Source organism: Burkholderia sp. LS-044, from assembly GCF_004803625.1.
Taxonomy (GTDB): Bacteria; Pseudomonadota; Gammaproteobacteria; order Burkholderiales; family Burkholderiaceae; genus Burkholderia; species Burkholderia cepacia.
Map to the genome: position 1 here is coordinate 145,140 of NZ_SSWO01000008.1, position 17,882 is coordinate 163,021.

A 17,882-nucleotide genomic window follows, 5' to 3' on the forward strand; every position below is an offset into this window, starting at 1 on the left:
AGGTTGAAATGCGAATCTACGTGACGAGTATTTTTGTCGACGACCAGGACAAGGCGTTGACGTTCTATACCGACAAGCTCGGTTTCAAGCTGAAGAACAACGTGCCCGTGGGCGGGTACCGCTGGCTGACCGTGGTGTCGAAGGACCAGCCGGACGGCACCGAGCTGCTGCTCGAGCCGAGCAACCATCGCGCGGTCGGGCCTTACAAGCAGGCGCTGTACGAGGACGGCATTCCGGCGGCATCGTTCCAGGTCGACGATCTCGACGCGGAATTCGCGCGGCTCAGGGATCTCGACGTCCACTTCACGCTGGAGCCGATGGACGCGGGGCCCGTGCGCGTCGCGGTCGTCGACGATACCTGCGGGAACCTGATTCAACTGATGCAGATGAAGTGACGCCGCGCCTCTCGAGGTTGATCTACACGACGTTGTCCAGTGCTTTGACCTCTGCGATTCGTGGCTCGGTGATCCAGAGCGCATCGATCATCTGAAACACCAACGGGGCCAGCGGCGTACCGATGACCTGCTCCCGGGCAAGCGCGAATTCAAACAAGCCGGAATTATCGACACCCCGTTCCACGGCGTTCACGACGGAGACAGGACCGCCTCCCTCGCGCGGAATATAGATCAATGAAACCAGGACGCGGTCGGCAGGCCCGGCGCTTGCCCCCCAGTCGCCCAACACGAGGTCAATGATCGGTGGATGGTCCGGCCTTCCGGTTGCCTATTGGACGAAGTAGACGCCAACCACTGAATCGTCTTGGTGCAGTTCGCCCGTGATTCTCCTCGTCTCGCTACCACAACACGCACAATTGAAAGTGGATTCCTCCCCCGGGTACGCGTGTATCGATTCGTCGGCCGACATTGGGCAGAGTCCCAAAAGTAGTTGCAGGTTGAAGGCGGCGGTTCCTGCGGGAATCCGCGCGGATCGGGTTTCCAGGACCGCGCTCCCGGACAGGAGAGCCGCCGAAATGAAGCCTATCAAGAAACCGGGCCGCCGACCTCGAAGTGCTCCACGCATGCAGTCGGAAGAACGTCGTCCGTGGATCGCATGCGAAACGATAGCGGGTTGCGCGGGCGCGGCATCGGCGGAGTGGACCAAGGGACGGCCCGCTACCGCCATGAACGACATCGCGTGTGACAGTGTCGGGTGTGCAGGTATTGCCCACGAGCGGCAGCGTGGCTTCGGCGCGAATTGTCGCGCTCATGTAGACTCGTGTGCCCTTCAACGGAGTAGATGCAATGCAACTGCTTGATCACGTGTCAATCAGCGTGCCGGATATCGAACTGGCGCGCCCGTTCTACGATGCCATCATGGCCGCGCTGGGCGCGGCCCGGGTCTATGACCGGGGCACCGCACTCGGCTACGGCGAACGCTGCAATGCGAACGACACCGCATCGACCTTTCTCGCGATCTACCTGGATCCCGCCGAAATCGGCGTGAGCAAGCGGCACTGGTGCTTCAAGGCCGCGAGCCGCGCGCAGGTGGATGCGTTTTTCGAGGCCGGCCTCGCGACGGGCGGGCAGTCCGACGGTGAGCCCGGCTTGCGGCCGCATTATCACGGCGACTACTACGGGGCGTTTCTCGTCGACCCGGCCGGCAACCGGGTAGAGGCGGTGTGCCACGCGTCCGTGCCGGCGCATGCATCGTGACGAGAGGCGGTTGCAGCGACGCACGCACGCGCGCCTGATGCGGTGACCGCCGCGCGCCGGCCCGATACTGTCCGGCGCGCGGCGCGCGTTTACGCACGCGCTGCCTGCGCCGCTCAATCGAAGTAGTTCAACCCCATCGCCCCCTTCACCTCCGCGAGCGTCGCGCCGGCCACGTCCCGCGCGTGCATCGTGCCGCGCTTCAGGATCGCCATCACCTCGGCCTTGTCGGCCTCGAATTCGCGGCGGCGCGCGCGGATCGGCTCGATCAGCGCCTGCAGCCGCTCGTTCAGCACGCGCTTGACGACGCTGTCGCCGAGCCCGCCGCGGCGGTAGTGCGCCTTCAACTCGTCGACCTTCTGCACGTCGGGCTCGAACGCATCGAGGAACGTGAACACGACGTTGCCCTCGACCTGGCCGGGATCGCTCACGCGCAGGTGGTTCGGGTCCGTGTACATGTCCTTCACGGCCTGCGTGATCTCGTCCGGCGTCGAGCCGAGCGTGATCGCGTTGCCGAGCGACTTGCTCATCTTCGCCTTGCCGTCGATCCCCGGCAGCCGCGTGACCGCCGACAGCACAGCCTCGCATTCGACCAGCACGGGCCGGTCGACCGTCGCGTTGAAGCGGCGCACGAGTTCGTTGGTCTGCTCGATCATCGGCAGCTGGTCGTCGCCGACCGGCACGTGCGTCGCCTTGAACGCGGTGATGTCGGCCGCCTGGCTCACCGGGTAGGTCAGGAAGCCGGCCGGGATGTCGCGCTCGAAACCGCGCAGGCGGATCTCTTCCTTGATGGTCGGGTTGCGTTCGAGGCGCGCGACCGTGACGAGGTTGAGCAGGTATTGCGACAGCTCGGCGAGTTCGGGCACCTGCGACTGCACGACGATCGTCGAGATCGCCGGATCAATGCCGACGGCGAGATAGTCGAGCGCGACTTCGATCACGTTCTCGGTGACGCGCTGGCGGCGGCCCATGTTGTCGGTCAGCGCCTGCGTGTCGGCGAGCAGCAGGAACTGCTTCGCTTCGTGCTGCATCTGCACGCGCGCGCGCAGCGAGCCGATGTAGTGGCCGAGGTGCAGCGGGCCGGTCGTGCGGTCGCCGGTGAGGATGGTCGGTCGGGTCGGGTGGGTCATGTTGGTCGTTGCTCCGGGTTATCGAAGCCGCCAGCCATGTCGTCTGCGCAGAAACGCAAATGCCGCCATGGCTGGCGGCATCACGTTTGGGACATGCAAAAGGAAACGGGCCGCCTGGGTCAGGCGCGCCACCAGCAATGCACGTTCGGCGAGGCGGGTTGGGTTTCCATTGCGCGAGTATAGCGTAGAGCGGGGACGGACGTGCCGCGTCAGCGGATGACGGACTCCATCGCAAGGTAGGCGGTTTCGGCCGACGGCCACAGCAGGTACAGCAGGCCGGCCATCAGCAGCAGCGCGCCGGCGCGTACCAGCGGCGTACGGTCTTTCTCGCGCGGGAGGCGGGTGGGCGGCTTCGAGTTCTTCATGCTTGCTGGCGCGCGAGGCGCCACTCCAACGGTTGCTGCAACGGGTCGGGTGAGGCGACGCCGGGGTGTTGCGGGGGTTCGACGGGGGCTGGGGTGCGGCCGGGCACCGTGTCGCCCGGGCGGGACGGCGGGTTGGCCGCTGGCGGGCATAAAAAGGGACGGTTGAACGCCCTTTGGCTGCCATCCATGCCGAGGCGACCGGCATCCTACCAGTTCGGCGGCGCGGACACAGTCAAGAATTGTCGGGGACAGGGCCGCAGGGGGCGCGTCGAATGGCCGTGACGCTATCGGCTCGGGATAGCGTCGTCCGGATGCCGCGATGCAACCTTGCCCGTTCTCCGCGAGCTTTCAGCCGCATACGTGGCAACTGACAACCGTAAGGTTTCTTTCGGTCGATTGCATTCGTCAACATCGTCGCGCACCTGTGATTATCCCGAGCCTGTTTTTACTATCGCGTCGTAAATGGGTGTGATTATTTAAGAAAATTAAACGGGCCAATCATTACTCTCGCCTTCTGATTTTTTTGAGATTCCAGGTCGCCTTGTCCTTGCTAAAACCAATTCCATCTGCTTTATTTACTCATACCAAATCAGGATAAAACGCTATCGGGGTATCACAGTCACTTCGTCAGGTATTGGTGCCTGACGAAGTGGCATCGACTCACCACGGCATCCCTACGATCTGAAGGCGCAGCCCCTTTTCCAGCGGGCGTGCTACGCCTGTTGCGCGTGTCCGCGCCCATGGAGGCGATCAGGTGGCCACGCGGGCCCGTCCATGGCCCGCCGATTAATGCTTTCAAAATGACACGCGATATTTGAATAAAACGAATTCGATTGAGCGCGAGTTTAAATGTTTTATTAACTACCTGCTTACGTTCAAAGCCTGGCGGTCAAGCCCTAATGCTACCCACGAAGGAGGCTGGATATATCATGAATAACGCATCTGGAGTCAGAGTTCGTCCGTCGATCGAATCGTTGCAAGCCGAATATCTGAAAGGCAACAAAAAGCCGCTGGAAGACCTGATGCGCGCGTGGAAAGGCATCAAGGCATTGCCGCCCGACGATCCGAACTCGTTCTTCATGATCGGCGGCTTCCACGGCGAGCCGTTCCGCGGCGCCGGCTGGGGCTCGGCGTCGTACTGGGGCGGCTATTGCAACCACGGAAACGTGCTGTTCCCCACCTGGCACCGTGCGTACCTGCTGCGGCTGGAACAGGCGCTGCAGAGCATCCCCGGTTGCGAGCAGGTGATGCTGCCGTTCTGGGACGAAACCAGCGAAGAGTCGCTGACGAAAGGCATCCCGTGGGCACTGACCGACCCGGATTTCGAGCTCGACGGCGAAAAGATTCCGAATCCGCTGGCCTCCTTCACGTTCAACCGGGCGATCACCGACAACATCAACGGCGACGATCCGAACTACAGCAAGCCGCTGCCTTACGTCACGGTTCGCTACCCGCTGTCGGGGCTCGTGGGTACCGACAAGGACCGGGCCGCGACCGAGAAGCACAACGCCAAGTTCAAGGATGCCAAGGAGAACGTGGTGTTGCTGAACCGGAACATCGTGGACTGGCTCACGTCCTACATCGTCGTCAAGGGCAAGGTGGTGCCGACCAACGTGAAGCGCAAGTTCGAGCAGTGCCTGGACGCGCCGAACTACACGGTGTTTTCCAACACGACGTCCGCGGCCCAGTGGAACGAGAATCTGCCGGAAGGCGCGATTCCCGTCGTCCCGCTCGAGTCGCCGCACAACAAGATTCACCTGGCGGTCGGCGGGTTCGACGTGCCGCACGGCCCGAACAAGGGCGACCTCTCGCCGATTCCGGGCGCCAACGGCGACATGGGCGAAAACGACACGGCGGGCCTCGACCCGATCTTCTATTTCCATCACTGCTTCATCGATCGCGTGTTCTGGCTGTGGCAGAAGCGGCACGGCTTCACGCAGCACCTCGACGTCATCGCCGAGTATCCGGGCACCAACTCGGTCGACGCGCAGGGGCCGACGCCGGGCACGGTGCCCAACTCGTGGCTCACGCTCTCGTCGCCGCTCGATCCGTTCAAGAAGAGCGAGAACGGCAAGGAGCGCGCCTATACGTCGCTCGACTGCATCAACATCGAGGAGCAGCTCGGCTACACGTACGGCCCCGGTTCGCTGGAAGACCTGCCGAAGCTCTCGCTGGCGGCGACGACCGTGCCGGCCGGCAACAGCAGCAAGGTCGTGCGCGTGTCCGGGCTGAATCGCGCGCCGATCGCGGGGTCGTTCCTGGTCTCCGCGTACGTCAACGTGGACGGCGAGCGGCACCTGCTCGGCACGGAGGCCGTGCTGAGCCGCTGGAGCGTGCAGTACTGCGCGAACTGCCAGACGCACCTCGAAGTGAAGGCGTTTTTTCCGCTGGACCAGTTCTCGGTGAGTGCGGTGGAGGGGGCCCAGTACGACGTCGAGATCCATACGCGCGAAGGCGTACGCCTGCAGACACAACCGGCTTCGCCGCCCGTTTCGCAAGCCGTCGCCGGTGCGGCTCCGCAAGCCGCGCCGAAACTGTTCCGGCTCGAGGTCCGGTAACGACGGCGCGTGACGAACCGGCGCCATCGCGTGGCGCCGGTTCACTTCGGTATTTTGACGACATGGACATGAAGGGGAGACGCGCGCATGAGCTACACACCCGAAACCGGCAGCCTGGTGGGCCAGTGGACCTATCGCAGTTTCCTGAACGATCCCGATCCGGCCACCGCATTCAACGACCTGGAATTCGGCCTCGGCACGATCGAGATCGCGCAGGCACCGGCGGGCATCTTCAAGGGGCGCATTTTTGGCCCGGGATGGGAGCTGCAGCTCAACGGCTGGATCAGCTACGGGAATCCCGGCACCGTCCGCTTCCAGGGGCGCGGCGTGGTCAGCGGCGAGGAGTGGGTCTACGACTATGTCGGGTACGTGAGCGCGCCCTGGCCCAACGGCATCAACCAGCGTCCGGCGCTGACCGGTTCGATCGTCCGGACTGTTCCGCATGCGAGCGGCAACGGCGGCGTCGCGCCGGCCGGGGTGGTGTGCTCGTGGTACGCGGTCATGCGAGATCCCGCCTGAACGGCCATGACTGCCCGGAGTGTTCCGCCGGCTGACCCGGCCGGGCGTCCGGCGACGGTGACGGACGCGATCCGCGCATGCGTGGAGGCCGGGGCTGCGCGAACGGCCATGCTCCCGATGCCCGAACGCGTGCGCGGCGCGCTGGCGTTCGCGATCCTCGGCCACCTGGCGTGCGACCTGCCGACGCGGCTGCATGGTGCCCCTTCCAGCTGGATATGGAACGGCATCGGTGCGTTTGCCTGCGGCGTGGCGGGGTACGCGACGAGAGGCGGATCGCCGGGCAGGTGCGCGCGCCGGTCGATGCTCTGGTGCATGGCCGCCATCTGCGCGGGATTGACGCTCGATGCGATGCGGGCGCCCCTCGAGGCCATTCTCGACATCTGCGGCGGCACGCTCGATACCGGTGCCATGTGGAACATGCTGGTGCTCCATCTCCAGTGGTTTCCGATGTCGATGCTGGCCATGCTGGCGCTGTTGATTCGGCGCGAGGCCGACCGCAAGGACGGGCATCGACGCGGCCCGGTACGCGTGCTCGTCCGGGCGCCGGTGCGGGTCGCGCTCGAATTCGCGGGGATGTTGCTCGTCATGGCGCTCGGCATGACCGCGATCAGGGCAATGGCGTTCAGCGTGGGGCTGCGCTGGGATACGAGCGGCGTGGCCTTTGCGATGCTCGTCAGCATGCTGGCGTTCTACGCACTGAGCGATCGAGCCGCCCTCGCAGAGGAATCGTTGAAAGGCCGCTTGCGAAACAAGAACGGCCAGATTACTTAGGATGGCAAAAGCAGGTTGGAGATCGAATTCGGCGGAACATGATCGTGGCGCAGGTCGATTTCAATAAGAGAGACCACGCACCGGGCAGCGGGTGAACGCAGCGCAACGGTATCGGCCGGCATGCGCGCCGGCACTGCTTGCCTGCGCATGGCCCGCCGGCGTAGGCGCGACGCACGGCGACAACCGATTTCACAGACCCGTCGCACGGTTCGTCCCTGCAGCGGTCCCGCCGAAATTTTCGGCGGGGCCGCCGCCTGTCCATTTCCCGGAGAACACCATGCGATATCCATTGCAGTGCGCCGGCGCTGGCGCCCCTGCGCCGCGTCCATCCGAACCCGAACCGCACGCACCGGCGCCGCGGGCCGACCTCGAGGAGGTGTGAGCCATGAGCGACGACGCACTCGACCCGTTGCTGCGGCAGTTCGCGGAGAAGCGATTGGGACGGCCCCTCGAGCCGGCTGAAGAACGGGCGCTGCTCGAGCGGCTGCCGGGTCGTCACGCGGCCCAGCCGGCCCCGGCGGCCGGCGCGGCCACGCAGGCGAGCGCCGCGCCCCCGCCATTGCCGCGCTTGAAAACCCGGCAGGAGGCGCGCGAGCAGGTCAAGCATTTCCTGCAGCTCAACCAGCAGAAGGCGTACGAGAAGATGCGCGGCATCCTGCAGACGATCGACGCGCAGAACGAGACGACCCTCGGCATGCTGGCGTCGGAACAGCAGAAGGTGTCCGGCGTACTCGACGCGCACGAGCCGCCGGACGACGCACCGGCATCCGGCGCGGCCGACATCCAGGACAGCACACGCGAGGCGCTGGCGGTGATCGGTGAACAGCTGACCGGCCTCATCCGGCAGGAAATCGACGCCTGCTTCCGGCACTACGTCGATTCGCTTGCCGAACGGCTCGCCGTGCGGCTCGACGCGATCGACGAGCGGCTGCAACGCATCGGCGCCCGTCCGGCCGACCTGCACGAACCGGCCGCTGCCGCCACCGCCGCCGCTTCTGTTCACGATACCCCCGGGCCAGCGTCCATGGAGTAGCACACCGGGCATGCGGTTGAAGTCGAGCGGCTGAAGTCCGGCGGCTGGACGGGAGACCGGCCGGCCCCGATGTGCGACCTCTCAACTACGTGAATCAAGGAGCAAAAAATGGGTGATACGTGTCAGGTGTGCCAGGTCAATCCCGCGATTACCGATGCCGTCACGCAGGTCAACGTCAAGGTGGTCGCCGAGGCGCCGGCGATGGCGATGGGCTCGCTGTACCAGGCCCAGAGCCATTCGCTCAGCATCCTGTTCGAGAACGCGGTGCAGCAGCAGTCGCAGGCCGCGATCCAGTCGCAGACGTCGACGAACGTGGGGACGATGCAGCTCTACACGATCGGGCCGGAAAGTGCGGGGGCGGCCGCCACGGAAATCGGCGCGAACGGGATCATTTCCATTCTGGCCGACGTGATCGCGATCGGGAAGGCGATGCGCCCGTAACGCACGGTCGCCACGCCGCGGTCGAGCGGCGGCGCAAGCGGCTCGGGCCGCCGATACCGCCGCAGCACCGCAGCACCGCCGAACCGCAGCACGTCCGCCGGCGCCTGAACAGCGGTGCCGCGCGGTGTTCCGGAGCAAACGACAGGACGGGTAGAGCCGATTCGATGCGGCGCCCGTTCGCAAACCAGGAGAAATTCGATGGCAAATGATACAAGCGCCCCGACGGATTCGAAGGATCCGAAAGACCCCTGCAACTGCAAGACGTGCGCGGTCAATGCCGCGATCACCGACGCCGTCACGCAGACCAACGTCAAGGTGGTGGGTGAAGCGCCGGCGATGGCAACGGGCTCGCTGTACCAGGCCCAGAGCCATTCGCTCAGCGTGCTGTTCGAGAACGCCGTGCAGCAGCAGTCGCAGGCCGCGGTACAGCTGCCGACCTCGACGAACGTGGGCACGATGCAGCTCTACACGCTCGGGCCGGCGAGCGCCGGCGCCGCCGCGACGGAAATCGGCTCGAACGGCGTGCTGTCCGTGCTGGCCGATGTGCTCGCGCTCGGCAAGGCGCTGGCCTGACGCGTAACCCGGCGTCGACGCCGGGCGGCGGCCTTGATTCCCGTGGCCGCCGCCCGGCGCCTGTCGTCATCCCGACGCTCGCGACGGCGAGCGCTCGCGCGCACCGATGCTATCGTCCGGCGCACGTCGCCGGCCGACCCATTCATGCGTTCGCCGTGACTGCATCGCAGCGGCGGGCAAACCAGGAGCAACGACATGCCGGAACAGGTTTCCGCCGCGGTGACCGATGCGGTCACGCAAGCCAACGTCAAGGTGGTGGGCGAAGCGCCCGCCGTGGCCTTGGGCACGCTCATGCAGTCGAACAGCCATGCGTCCGCGATCCTGCTTCACAACGCGGTGCAGATGCAGGCGAACCAGGCGATGTCCAACCTCGCCGCCACGACCGTCGGCATCATGCAGCTCTACGCCGGCTCGCCGGTGGCGGTGGCCGCCGCGGCGCGCTCCGCGAACGACAACTTCGCGTCGCAACTGACCGCCGTCGCGCAGTTGATGAACGCCATCGGCCACTGGCGCGGCTGATCTTCACCGCGCGCCGCGCAACCCGGCGCGCGCGACCTCCTGCCGCCGCGGCGTCGCGGCGCACGCGCCTGGCGCGTCAATTGGCGTTGACGATGGTCCGCAGCTGCTCCGGCTTCTCGATCGTCACGCCGTGCGCGTGAAGCCGGATCAGGCCGTCGCGCTGCATCTTCCGCAGGCTGCTGTTCAGTCGCGGCCGGCTGACGTTGAGCATCGCGGCGAGGATGCTCTGGCTCTCCGGCAGCCTCACCTCGAGATCGTTCCCTTGCATGCGGTTCAGCAGATGGCGCGCGAGCCTGGCTTCGAGCCGGTACAGGCACGTCGATTCGACGAAGTCGCTCAGCTGGTGGACGTGCCGGCACAGCTGCTCGTGGATGCGCGCCATGAAATCCGCGTTGGCCAGCAGCGGCGCGAAGTACTGGCGATGCAGCAGCGACACGCGGCAGTCGGGGCTCAACTGCGCGGTGAAGCTGCGCCGGTGGGCGCGAACCAGCGTGTTTTCGCCGATGAGTTCGCCCGGCAATGAATGGCCGAGAATGAGTTCGCGTCCGCCGGGTTCGTGCAGCGTCTTGTACACGCGGCCGCAGTGCACGAAGGCGACGAAATCGCCCGGATCGCCCTTGAAGAACAACAGGCGGTTACCGTGTTCGGGCCAGGGCGCGAGATGCCGCTCGATGTGAGCGAGCAGGCTTTCCGGAAGATCGGCGAGTATCGGGATATTGCACAGCGTTCGACCGTTGACGAGGGCAGGCATGTTTTCCGTGCAAGGTTGTTTGACGATGCGGCCACCTAGCGAAAAACGCTGCCTTTGGCATTGCGTGAAAAATGAATGATGAAAATAACCAGATAATGGGAAAGCGATCCCGATATGGTTTTGCTTCGGCGCCAGGGACCTTTGGTCGACCGACATCGACAGCAGCGTGCCGGCGTAATCACGTCGCGGCGGCAGTCGCCATTTTTCATCGAAATGCCATTGGTTACGCTCGGCGGCGCGCCCGAAACGACGGATGAGGATATGCCGGGGAATTAAAGTTTCCGTTCACAATAATCAAGAAAATTTACACGAAGCGATTATCTTTAAAACGGTGTTACGCGGGTAACAGCGCCATTCCCGGCGTCGAATCGATTCTGTGTTTTCCATAAAAAAGGAAGGCACGGGATGACAACCTCGAACCAGCACGCTGTTTCGACGCCTGAGTCGCCAGCGCAGCAGCTCGATCACACGTGGCGGGAAATGCAGGGGAAATTGCGGCGCCGCGCGCGCCTGTTGTGCAAGGGCGATATCCACCGTGCCGACGAACTGCTCTCCGATACCGCGCTCAAGGTCCACATCTACCTGCAACGTTCGCCCGAACGCGTCCGAAACCTGGCCGGCTTTCTCTTTCTGGCGCTGAACCACGCGTTCCTCGACGGCGCGCGCCGCCGTGTGCGCGAAAGCGGCATGCTCGAATTCGACCCGGGCTGGGACGACGATCACACCGTCGAGCTGGCCGGCCACGCGCCGTCGGTGGAGCAGCAGTTGCTGCTCCGGCAACAGCTGCTGCGTCTCGAGCAGGTGTTGTCCACGCTCTCCTCGCAGCAGCAGATGCTGTTCACGCTGAAGTTCGAGGAGGACCGGCCCTATCTGCACATCGCGGCGACGCTCGGGATCAACGAGCCGCTGGCCAGAAAGCGTGTCGAGCTGCTGCGCAGGAAATTGCGCGAGGAACTCGCGTGAGCGCGTTCACGAACGCGGGCATGCAGCGTTCCTAACGGCATGCGCGGCGTCGATGGCTTGCCGTTCCTTCAATCGCATGCCGGAGCCGAGATCCGAGGAGGCCTCGTGGCAGACAAAGTCAATGAGCAGGTTACCGACGCGCTGACGCAGACCAATGTCAACGTCGTCGCGGGATCCCCGGCCCAGGCGCTGGGCATGCTTTACCAGATGTTCAGCCAGGCCGTCGGCATCTCGGCGCAGAACATGACGCAGCAGCAGGCGGCGCTGAACCAGATTTCGAACGCCGTCGTGTCGAAGGCGGTGGCCATGATCCTGTCCGTCGAAGCGTCGCCGAAGCCGGCAGCGGGCGGCGCGGCGCAAGCGCCGGCGGCCGGGCCGCAGACGGGTTCCACGCATTAGTCGACTCTCGGGATACCTGAACCATGAACATGAAAGGCCTTTTGGGCGGACGCGGCGACGGTGCGCCGCAGGCGCCGCACGATGGCGCGTCCGCGGCAGCAGGCGCAACGACGCCGGCCGACGCAACGACGTCCGCCGACGTCGCGGCGCCGAAAGCAGGCGCGCGCGCATGGCCGGTCAACCGGCTGCGCAGGCTCACCGATGCGCTGAAGGCGCCGAACCAGGTCGCCGATCCGGCCGGGGGCGGCGGTTCGGCGCTGCAGACCGTGCAGGCGATCAACGCGGAGGCGGCGTCCTACGCGACGACGCAGATCGCCGTCGGCCCGAACATGATGATCACGCAGGCGGGCGGGATGGTCGCGCAGGCGGCGGCCAACTACTTCGAGGCGTCGACGTCGCTGGCGATCGCGGGCAAGAGCGTGCTGATGAAGGATCTGGCGCAGAAGACCATCGACGAGAACGTACGCGGGATGGCGATGGATGCGGTGGGCCTGCTGTTGACCGACCTGTTCGTCGCGACGGCGGCGGTCGTCGCGGGTGCCGCGGAGGCGATCGAAGGCGAGGCCGCGAGCGTCGCGCTCGACAAGATCGACGAGAGCCTGCAGCGGTATCAGGCGCTGCTGGACAAGAAGGGTGCGTAGCGCGCGACCGCGCGCGGCGACCAGGAATCAATCGACACGACCCGCCGGGCCGTCAGGCCCGCCGCGGGATGTGAGCGGCGGGAACGACGCGTGTCCGCTTTCCCGGACACGCGTCGTTCCCGCCACCGGCAGTCCCATCGAGTCAAGTGAGGAACCCATGCCCTACGACATTCAGAACGTACAAGGTCCCGCGCCGCTGGCGGTTGGCGAGCGCATCTGGGGAGATGCGTCGGAAATCGATTTCGGCGCGATGACGAGCTGCATCGCGCTCGTCGAGCAGACGCCGGGCCAGCCGGCGTCGGTGCGCGCGATCCATCTGTCGATCGTCAGCGACGACGGTACGAAGGTGTACGACCCGTCGGCGAACGTGGCCGGGCAGGTCGAAACGATCATGCAGCAGAGCGGCGACCTGCGTACCTGCCTCGGGCGCATCGATCTCTGGCAGGCCAGCCAGTCGCAACAACTGCGGGATTTCTTCGCCGCGCTGATGCTGAGCCTCGACATGCAGAACTGGGTGCAGCTGCCGGACGGCAACTTGCGGGTGCGGATCAACGGCGGCGTGATCCAGTATCGGCAGGGCGCCGGCCCATGGACGAACGCGTAGCCGGCGCGACCGGTTGAAGCCGGCGCCCGCCGTCCGGGCGGGCGCCGGTGCAACACGGGCGCGTCGTCCCGTGCCGCTCGACGCCCGCGCCCCCCCAGCTTTTTGCTCATCAACACCAACAAAAATCATCATTTCGCCGCAAGCGGCGTGTCAGCAGAATGTCTCCATTCCAGCTCGAGCGACAGCACGCGCGTCGCGCCGAGCCGCACTTCAGAAGGAGACAGCCGTGGCAGTCGAAACAACCTCAATCGATACGCTCGTCGTCGGCGCCGGTCAGGCCGGCGTGGCCATGAGCGAGCACCTGGGCAAGCTGGGCGTGCCGCATCTCGTGCTGGAGCGCAGCCGCATCGCCGAACGCTGGCGCACGGGGCGCTGGGATTCGCTGGTCGCGAACGGCCCCGCGTGGCACGACCGCTTCCCGGGGCTCGAATTCGACGGCCTCGACCCCGACGCGTTCGCGTCGAAAGACCAGGTCGCGGACTACTTCGAAGCGTATGCGCGCAAGTTCGACGCGCCGATCCGCACCGGCGTCGAGGTGAAGCGGGTCGTGCGCAATACCGGCAAGCCGGGTTTCGTCGTCGAGACGTCCGACGGCACGATCGAGGCGAACCGCGTGGTCGTCGCGACGGGGCCGTTCCAGCGCCCGGTGATTCCGCCGATCGCGCCGGACGACGCGCGCCTCGTGCAGCTCCATTCCGCCGACTACCGCAACCCGGGCCAGCTCCCGGACGGCGCGGTGCTGGTGGTCGGCGCGGGTTCGTCGGGTGTGCAGATCGCCGACGAGCTGCAGCGCGCGGGCCGCCGGGTCTACCTGTCGGTCGGCCCGCACGACCGCCCGCCGCGCGCGTATCGCGGCCGTGACTTCTGCTGGTGGCTCGGCGTGCTCGGCGAATGGGACAAGGAAGTCGCGACGCCGGGCCGCGAACACGTGACGATCGCGGTGAGCGGCGCGCGCGGCGGCCATACGGTCGATTTCCGCAAGCTCGCGAACCAGGGCGTGACGCTCGTCGGGCTGACGAAGTCGTTCAGCGGAGGCGTGGCCACGTTCGAGCGCGATCTCGCGATCAATCTCGCGCGCGGCGACGAGAACTACCTGTCGCTGCTCGACGCGGCCGACGCCTATGCGGCCCGCAACGGCCTCGACCTGCCGGCCGAACCCGACGCCCGCCACATCCTGCCGAACCCGGACTGCGTCGCGCACCCGATCCTCGCGCTCGATCTCGCCGGCGCGGGCGTCACGTCGATCGTCTGGGCGACGGGATATGCGGTCGACTACGGCTGGCTGAAGGTCGATGCGTTCGACGCGAACGGCAAGCCGCGGCACCAGCGCGGCGTGTCGAAGGAGCCGGGCATCTATTTCCTCGGGCTGCCGTGGCTGTCGCGGCGCGGCTCCAGCTTCATCTGGGGCGTGTGGCACGACGCGCGGCACATCGCCGATCACATCGCGACGCAGCGCACCTACCTCGAATACCACGACGCATCGCAGCGCCGCTCGGCATCGCGCCCGGAACCGGGCGGCGCCGCGTCGCACGCCGACGCGCAGCCGCTCGCCGACGCGGTCAACTGACCGACCCCATGCCGCCCGCCTGCCGCACCGCGATCGTGTTCGCGCCCGGTGCGGCGGCGTGCCCCCTGACGACTGAAGGATTTCGATGAGCCAACCGACCCATACCCGTATCCGCATGTTCAACACGAAGGATACCTACCCGAACCAGACGCTCGACAACGACCTGTGCCAGGCCGTGCGGGCCGGCAACACCGTCTACGTGCGCGGCCAGGTCGGCACCGATTTCGACGGCAACCTGGTCGGCCTCGGCGACCCGCGCGCGCAGGCCGAGCAGGCGATGAAGAACGTCAGGCAGTTGCTGGAGGAAGCCGGCAGCGACCTCACGCACATCGTGAAGACGACGACCTACCTGATCGACCCGCGTTATCGCGAGCCGGTGTACCAGGAAGTCGGCAAGTGGCTGAAGGGCGTGTATCCGATCTCGACGGGGCTCGTCGTGTCCGCGCTCGGCCAGCCGCAGTGGCTGATGGAAATCGACGTGATCGCCGTGATTCCGGACAACTGGCAGCCGAACCGCGCCCGGGAGGCCACATGACTTTCTCCATCGTCGGGCGCTGCCCGGAGACGGGCCAGCTCGGCATCGCGATCAGCTCGTCGAGCATTGCGGTGGGCGCGCGCTGCCCGTGGGTGCGCGCGGGCGTCGGCGCCGTCGCGACGCAGAACATCACGCTGCCGGCGCTCGGCCCGCAGATCCTCGACCTGATCGAGCACGAACAGCTTGCGCCCGCCGCGGCGCTCGACCGCGCGCTCAGCGCGAACGGCTGGAGCCAGTACCGGCAGGTCACGGTGATCGACGGGCAGGGGCAGACCGCATGCTTCACCGGTAAGGAGGCGCTCGGCACGCATCGCGCGGTGCGCGGCGAACAGTGCGTGGCGGCCGGCAACCTGCTGGCTTCGCCGGACGTGATCGACGCGATGGCGCGCGCCTTCGAGCAGGCGCCCGGCCTGCTCGCCGATCGCCTGCTCGCCGCGATGCACGCGGCGATCGCGGCCGGCGGCGAGGCGGGGCCGGTGCACTCGGCCGCGCTGAAGGTGGCCGGCGACGTGACCTGGCCGATCGTCGACCTGCGCGTCGACTGGGCCGATGCCGATCCGGTCGGGCAGCTCGATGCGCTGTGGCGGGCGTATCGGCCGCAGATGCAGGACTACCAGACGCGCGCGCTGAACCCGACCGCCGCGCCGAGCTACGGAGTGCCGGGCGATGAATGACACGTCGAGCCGCGCGTTGCTCGAGCGGCTGATCGGTTTCGCGACGGTCAGCCGCGATTCGAATCTCGAGATGATCGGTTTCATCCGCGACTATCTCGCGGGCTTCGGCGTCGAGAGCGAACTGTTCTACAACGCGGAACGGACGAAGGCGAGCCTGTACGCGACGATCGGGCCGCGCGATCGCGGCGGCATCGCGCTGTCGGGCCATACCGACGTGGTGCCGGTCGACGGACAGGCGTGGACGGTCGAGCCGTTCCGGCTGACCGAGCGCGACGGCCGCCTGTACGGGCGAGGCACGGCCGACATGAAGGGCTTCATCGCGTCGGCGCTCGCGGCCGTGCCGGCGTTCGTCGCACGGCCGCTGCGCGTGCCCGTGCATCTCGCGTTCTCGTACGACGAGGAAGTCGGCTGCCTCGGCGTGCGGCCGATGCTCGACGCACTGGCCGAGCGCCCGCACCGGCCGCGCCTGTGCCTGATCGGCGAGCCGACCGAGCTGAAGCCGGTGCTCGGCCACAAGGGCAAGCTCGCGATGCGCTGCCACGTGAAGGGGGCCGCGTGCCATTCGGCGTATGCGCCGTCGGGCGTCAACGCGATCGACTATGCGGCGAAGCTGATCGGCCGGCTCGGCGAGATCGGCGCGGCGCTCGCGCGGCCCGAACGGCACGACGGCCGTTTCGATCCGCCGTTCTCGACCGTGCAGACGGGGCTGATCAAGGGCGGCCGCGCGCTGAACATCGTGCCGGCCGAATGCGAGTTCGACTTCGAGGTGCGTGCGCTGCCTGATTTCGACGCGCACGACGTGCCGCGGAAGCTGCAGGACTATGCGGAATCCGAACTGTTGCCGCGAATGCGTGCGGTGCAGCCCGATACCGACATTCGATTGCAGCCGCTGGGCGCGTATCCGGGGCTGGCCACGGCGCCGGACAGCGAGGCCGCGCGCCTGCTCGCGACGCTGAGCGGTTCCGATGCGTTCGGCACGGTCGCATTCGGCACCGAGGGCGGGCTGTTCGGGCAGGCCGGGATTCCGGCCGTCGTATGCGGGCCCGGCAGCATGGACCAGGGGCACAAGCCCGACGAGTTCGTCACGCTCGACCAACTGCATGGATGCGACGCGATGCTGAGTCGTCTGGCCGCCTATCTGTCGTCGGCCGCCTGAAATCGTCACTGCAAACACGTACGCACCGCCTCGCGCGGTGCGTGCGTGTTTCGCGTCTTATCTCGCCGTTTCCGCGACGATCTGCGCGAGCCGCTCGCGGCAGAAGTCGACGAACGACTGCGCCTGCTTCGTGAGCTGGCCGCGCTTCAGCCGCGCGCTCACGAGCCCCGACGGGCTCACCGTTTCGCTGAGGCCGATCGTCACGACCCGCTGGCCGTCGTACGTGTATTCGGAATGCGGGCGCGTGACGAGCAGCGAGAAGCCGAACCCCTGGCCGACCATCCCGCGCACCATCTCGATCGACGGCGACCCGAACACGATGTTCGGCGTCAGCCCGAGTTCGTGAAAGAGGCTGACGAAATACGTGCGGCTCGGCTGCACGTCGAGCAGGATCATCGGCTCGACGCAGAGGTCGCGCAACGACACGTGCGTCTGGCCCGCGAACCGGTGGTTCTCCGGCAGCAGCACGTACGGCTGCTGCGGCGGCATCAGCGGTTCGGTCTCGATCGTGCCGTCGAGATCGTGGTCGTACATGAGCGCGAGATCGAACGTGCCGGACGTCAGGCCCTGCACGAGTTCCTGCTGGTCACCGTCGCGCAGACGGATGTTCACGCCCGGGTAGCGCTCGCGAAAGCCCGCGATCAGCTGCGGCAGGTAGAGCGGCGCGACCGTCTCGAAGCAGCCGATGTCGATCTGCCCGGTGATCACGTCGTTGTCGGCGAGCGCGTTCTGTTCGAATTCGTGCGCGATGCGCAGCAGCTCCTGCGCTTTCCGGTAGAAGCGCGTGCCGCCCGGCGTCAGCGACACGCCCTGCGCATGATGGCGGATGAACAGCTTCACGCCGAAGCTTTCTTCCAGCCCCTTGATCGCGCTGGAGATCGACGGCTGCGCGATGAAGAGCTGGCGCGAAGCCTCGGCCACGCTGCCGGATTCCACCGTCGTCACGAAATATTTCAGTTGCCGCAAAGTGTAGTGAGCCACATGCACCTCTGATGCACGGCCCCGGCGTGCCGCCGCGGGCGCAATCTGTCCAT

The 17,882-nt window shown here is 66.4% G+C and carries 22 protein-coding genes; 17 read left to right on the plus strand and 5 right to left on the minus strand.

All coding sequences use genetic code 11. The features are described from left to right. Positions 1-8: 8 nt before the first annotated feature. The gene (locus E9536_RS21685) at positions 9-395 is read left to right on the plus strand and encodes a VOC family protein (protein WP_136470614.1); all 387 of its coding nucleotides are present in this window, start codon (positions 9-11) and stop codon (positions 393-395) included. 22 nt (positions 396-417) lie between these two features. Here the strand turns inward: E9536_RS21685 and E9536_RS21690 are convergent, their stop codons facing one another. Further along, positions 418-684: a hypothetical protein gene (locus E9536_RS21690; protein WP_136470615.1), complete on the minus strand. Its 267-nt coding sequence runs from the start codon at positions 682-684 to the stop codon at positions 418-420. Positions 685-1,241: 557 nt separating this feature from the next. Between E9536_RS21690 and E9536_RS21695 the strand changes: the two genes are divergently transcribed. Next, positions 1,242-1,652, plus strand: a complete 411-nt coding sequence (locus E9536_RS21695; RefSeq protein ID WP_021157925.1) for a VOC family protein — start codon at positions 1,242-1,244, stop codon at positions 1,650-1,652. Positions 1,653-1,765: 113 nt separating this feature from the next. On the opposite strand, the gene trpS is transcribed toward E9536_RS21695, so the two are convergent. Then, on the minus strand, positions 1,766-2,779 hold the full coding sequence (gene trpS, locus E9536_RS21700) for a tryptophan--tRNA ligase (protein ID WP_027792476.1): 1,014 nt from the start codon (positions 2,777-2,779) through the stop codon (positions 1,766-1,768). A 209-nt stretch (positions 2,780-2,988) separates the two neighbouring features. Continuing rightward, entirely contained in the window at positions 2,989-3,144 is a 156-nt protein-coding gene (locus E9536_RS41515) for a hypothetical protein (RefSeq protein ID WP_021157927.1), read from the minus strand. 929 nt (positions 3,145-4,073) lie between these two features. On the opposite strand from E9536_RS41515, the gene E9536_RS21705 reads away from it, so the two are divergent. The 7 genes from E9536_RS21705 to E9536_RS21735 all read left to right on the plus strand — a co-directional run bounded on the left by E9536_RS21705 (position 4,074) and on the right by E9536_RS21735 (position 9,558). Beyond that, on the plus strand, positions 4,074-5,702 hold the full coding sequence (locus E9536_RS21705; protein ID WP_060193722.1) for a tyrosinase family protein: 1,629 nt from the start codon (positions 4,074-4,076) through the stop codon (positions 5,700-5,702). Between the two features lie 87 nt (positions 5,703-5,789). Continuing rightward, complete coding sequence (locus E9536_RS21710; protein ID WP_027792478.1) at positions 5,790-6,221, plus strand: hypothetical protein; 432 nt, start codon at positions 5,790-5,792, stop codon at positions 6,219-6,221. 108 nt (positions 6,222-6,329) lie between these two features. Further along, positions 6,330-6,992, plus strand: a complete 663-nt coding sequence (locus tag E9536_RS21715) for a hypothetical protein (protein WP_136470616.1) — start codon at positions 6,330-6,332, stop codon at positions 6,990-6,992. A gap of 385 nt (positions 6,993-7,377) precedes the next feature. Then, positions 7,378-8,025: a hypothetical protein gene (locus E9536_RS21720; RefSeq protein WP_136470617.1), complete on the plus strand. Its 648-nt coding sequence runs from the start codon at positions 7,378-7,380 to the stop codon at positions 8,023-8,025. Positions 8,026-8,133: 108 nt separating this feature from the next. Then, entirely contained in the window at positions 8,134-8,466 is a 333-nt protein-coding gene (locus tag E9536_RS21725; protein WP_021157934.1) for a RebB family R body protein, read from the plus strand. Between the two features lie 198 nt (positions 8,467-8,664). Continuing rightward, positions 8,665-9,039 carry a RebB family R body protein gene (locus E9536_RS21730; protein ID WP_034196216.1) on the plus strand — a complete coding sequence of 125 codons (375 nt, stop codon included), beginning with the start codon at positions 8,665-8,667 and terminating at the stop codon, positions 9,037-9,039. Between the two features lie 195 nt (positions 9,040-9,234). After that, a complete protein-coding gene (locus E9536_RS21735; protein ID WP_060060907.1) occupies positions 9,235-9,558 on the plus strand; it encodes a RebB family R body protein in 324 nt (107 codons plus the stop codon). A gap of 76 nt (positions 9,559-9,634) precedes the next feature. Here E9536_RS21735 and E9536_RS21740 read toward each other — a convergent pair whose 3' ends face one another. After that, on the minus strand, positions 9,635-10,465 hold the full coding sequence (locus E9536_RS21740) for a Crp/Fnr family transcriptional regulator (protein ID WP_240690315.1): 831 nt from the start codon (positions 10,463-10,465) through the stop codon (positions 9,635-9,637). Between the two features lie 249 nt (positions 10,466-10,714). Here E9536_RS21740 and E9536_RS21745 point away from each other — a divergent pair, with 249 nt between their 5' ends. From E9536_RS21745 to argE, 8 genes are all read left to right on the plus strand, one after another. Continuing rightward, the gene (locus E9536_RS21745) at positions 10,715-11,272 is read left to right on the plus strand and encodes a sigma-70 family RNA polymerase sigma factor (RefSeq protein WP_027792484.1); all 558 of its coding nucleotides are present in this window, start codon (positions 10,715-10,717) and stop codon (positions 11,270-11,272) included. Between the two features lie 105 nt (positions 11,273-11,377). Continuing rightward, positions 11,378-11,671 carry a RebB family R body protein gene (locus E9536_RS21750; protein ID WP_027792485.1) on the plus strand — a complete coding sequence of 98 codons (294 nt, stop codon included), beginning with the start codon at positions 11,378-11,380 and terminating at the stop codon, positions 11,669-11,671. Positions 11,672-11,700: 29 nt separating this feature from the next. Further along, complete coding sequence (locus E9536_RS21755) at positions 11,701-12,312, plus strand: hypothetical protein (protein WP_247873489.1); 612 nt, start codon at positions 11,701-11,703, stop codon at positions 12,310-12,312. A gap of 157 nt (positions 12,313-12,469) precedes the next feature. Next, complete coding sequence (locus E9536_RS21760; RefSeq protein WP_124546998.1) at positions 12,470-12,916, plus strand: hypothetical protein; 447 nt, start codon at positions 12,470-12,472, stop codon at positions 12,914-12,916. A gap of 226 nt (positions 12,917-13,142) precedes the next feature. Further along, the gene (locus E9536_RS21765; RefSeq protein ID WP_060172001.1) at positions 13,143-14,483 is read left to right on the plus strand and encodes an NAD(P)/FAD-dependent oxidoreductase; all 1,341 of its coding nucleotides are present in this window, start codon (positions 13,143-13,145) and stop codon (positions 14,481-14,483) included. Between the two features lie 85 nt (positions 14,484-14,568). Then, on the plus strand, positions 14,569-15,018 hold the full coding sequence (locus tag E9536_RS21770; RefSeq protein ID WP_059682437.1) for a RidA family protein: 450 nt from the start codon (positions 14,569-14,571) through the stop codon (positions 15,016-15,018). Then, positions 15,015-15,692, plus strand: coding sequence for a DUF1028 domain-containing protein (locus E9536_RS21775; RefSeq protein ID WP_136470619.1), 678 nt, complete (start codon positions 15,015-15,017; stop codon positions 15,690-15,692). The genes E9536_RS21770 and E9536_RS21775 overlap by 4 nt, the downstream gene beginning before the upstream one ends. Then, entirely contained in the window at positions 15,685-16,848 is a 1,164-nt protein-coding gene (gene argE / locus E9536_RS21780; RefSeq protein WP_136470620.1) for an acetylornithine deacetylase, read from the plus strand. The genes E9536_RS21775 and argE overlap by 8 nt, the downstream gene beginning before the upstream one ends. 57 nt (positions 16,849-16,905) lie before the next feature. On the opposite strand, the gene E9536_RS21785 is transcribed toward argE, so the two are convergent. Continuing rightward, complete coding sequence (locus E9536_RS21785) at positions 16,906-17,829, minus strand: LysR substrate-binding domain-containing protein (RefSeq protein WP_042973786.1); 924 nt, start codon at positions 17,827-17,829, stop codon at positions 16,906-16,908. Between the last annotated feature and the right edge of the window lie 53 nt (positions 17,830-17,882).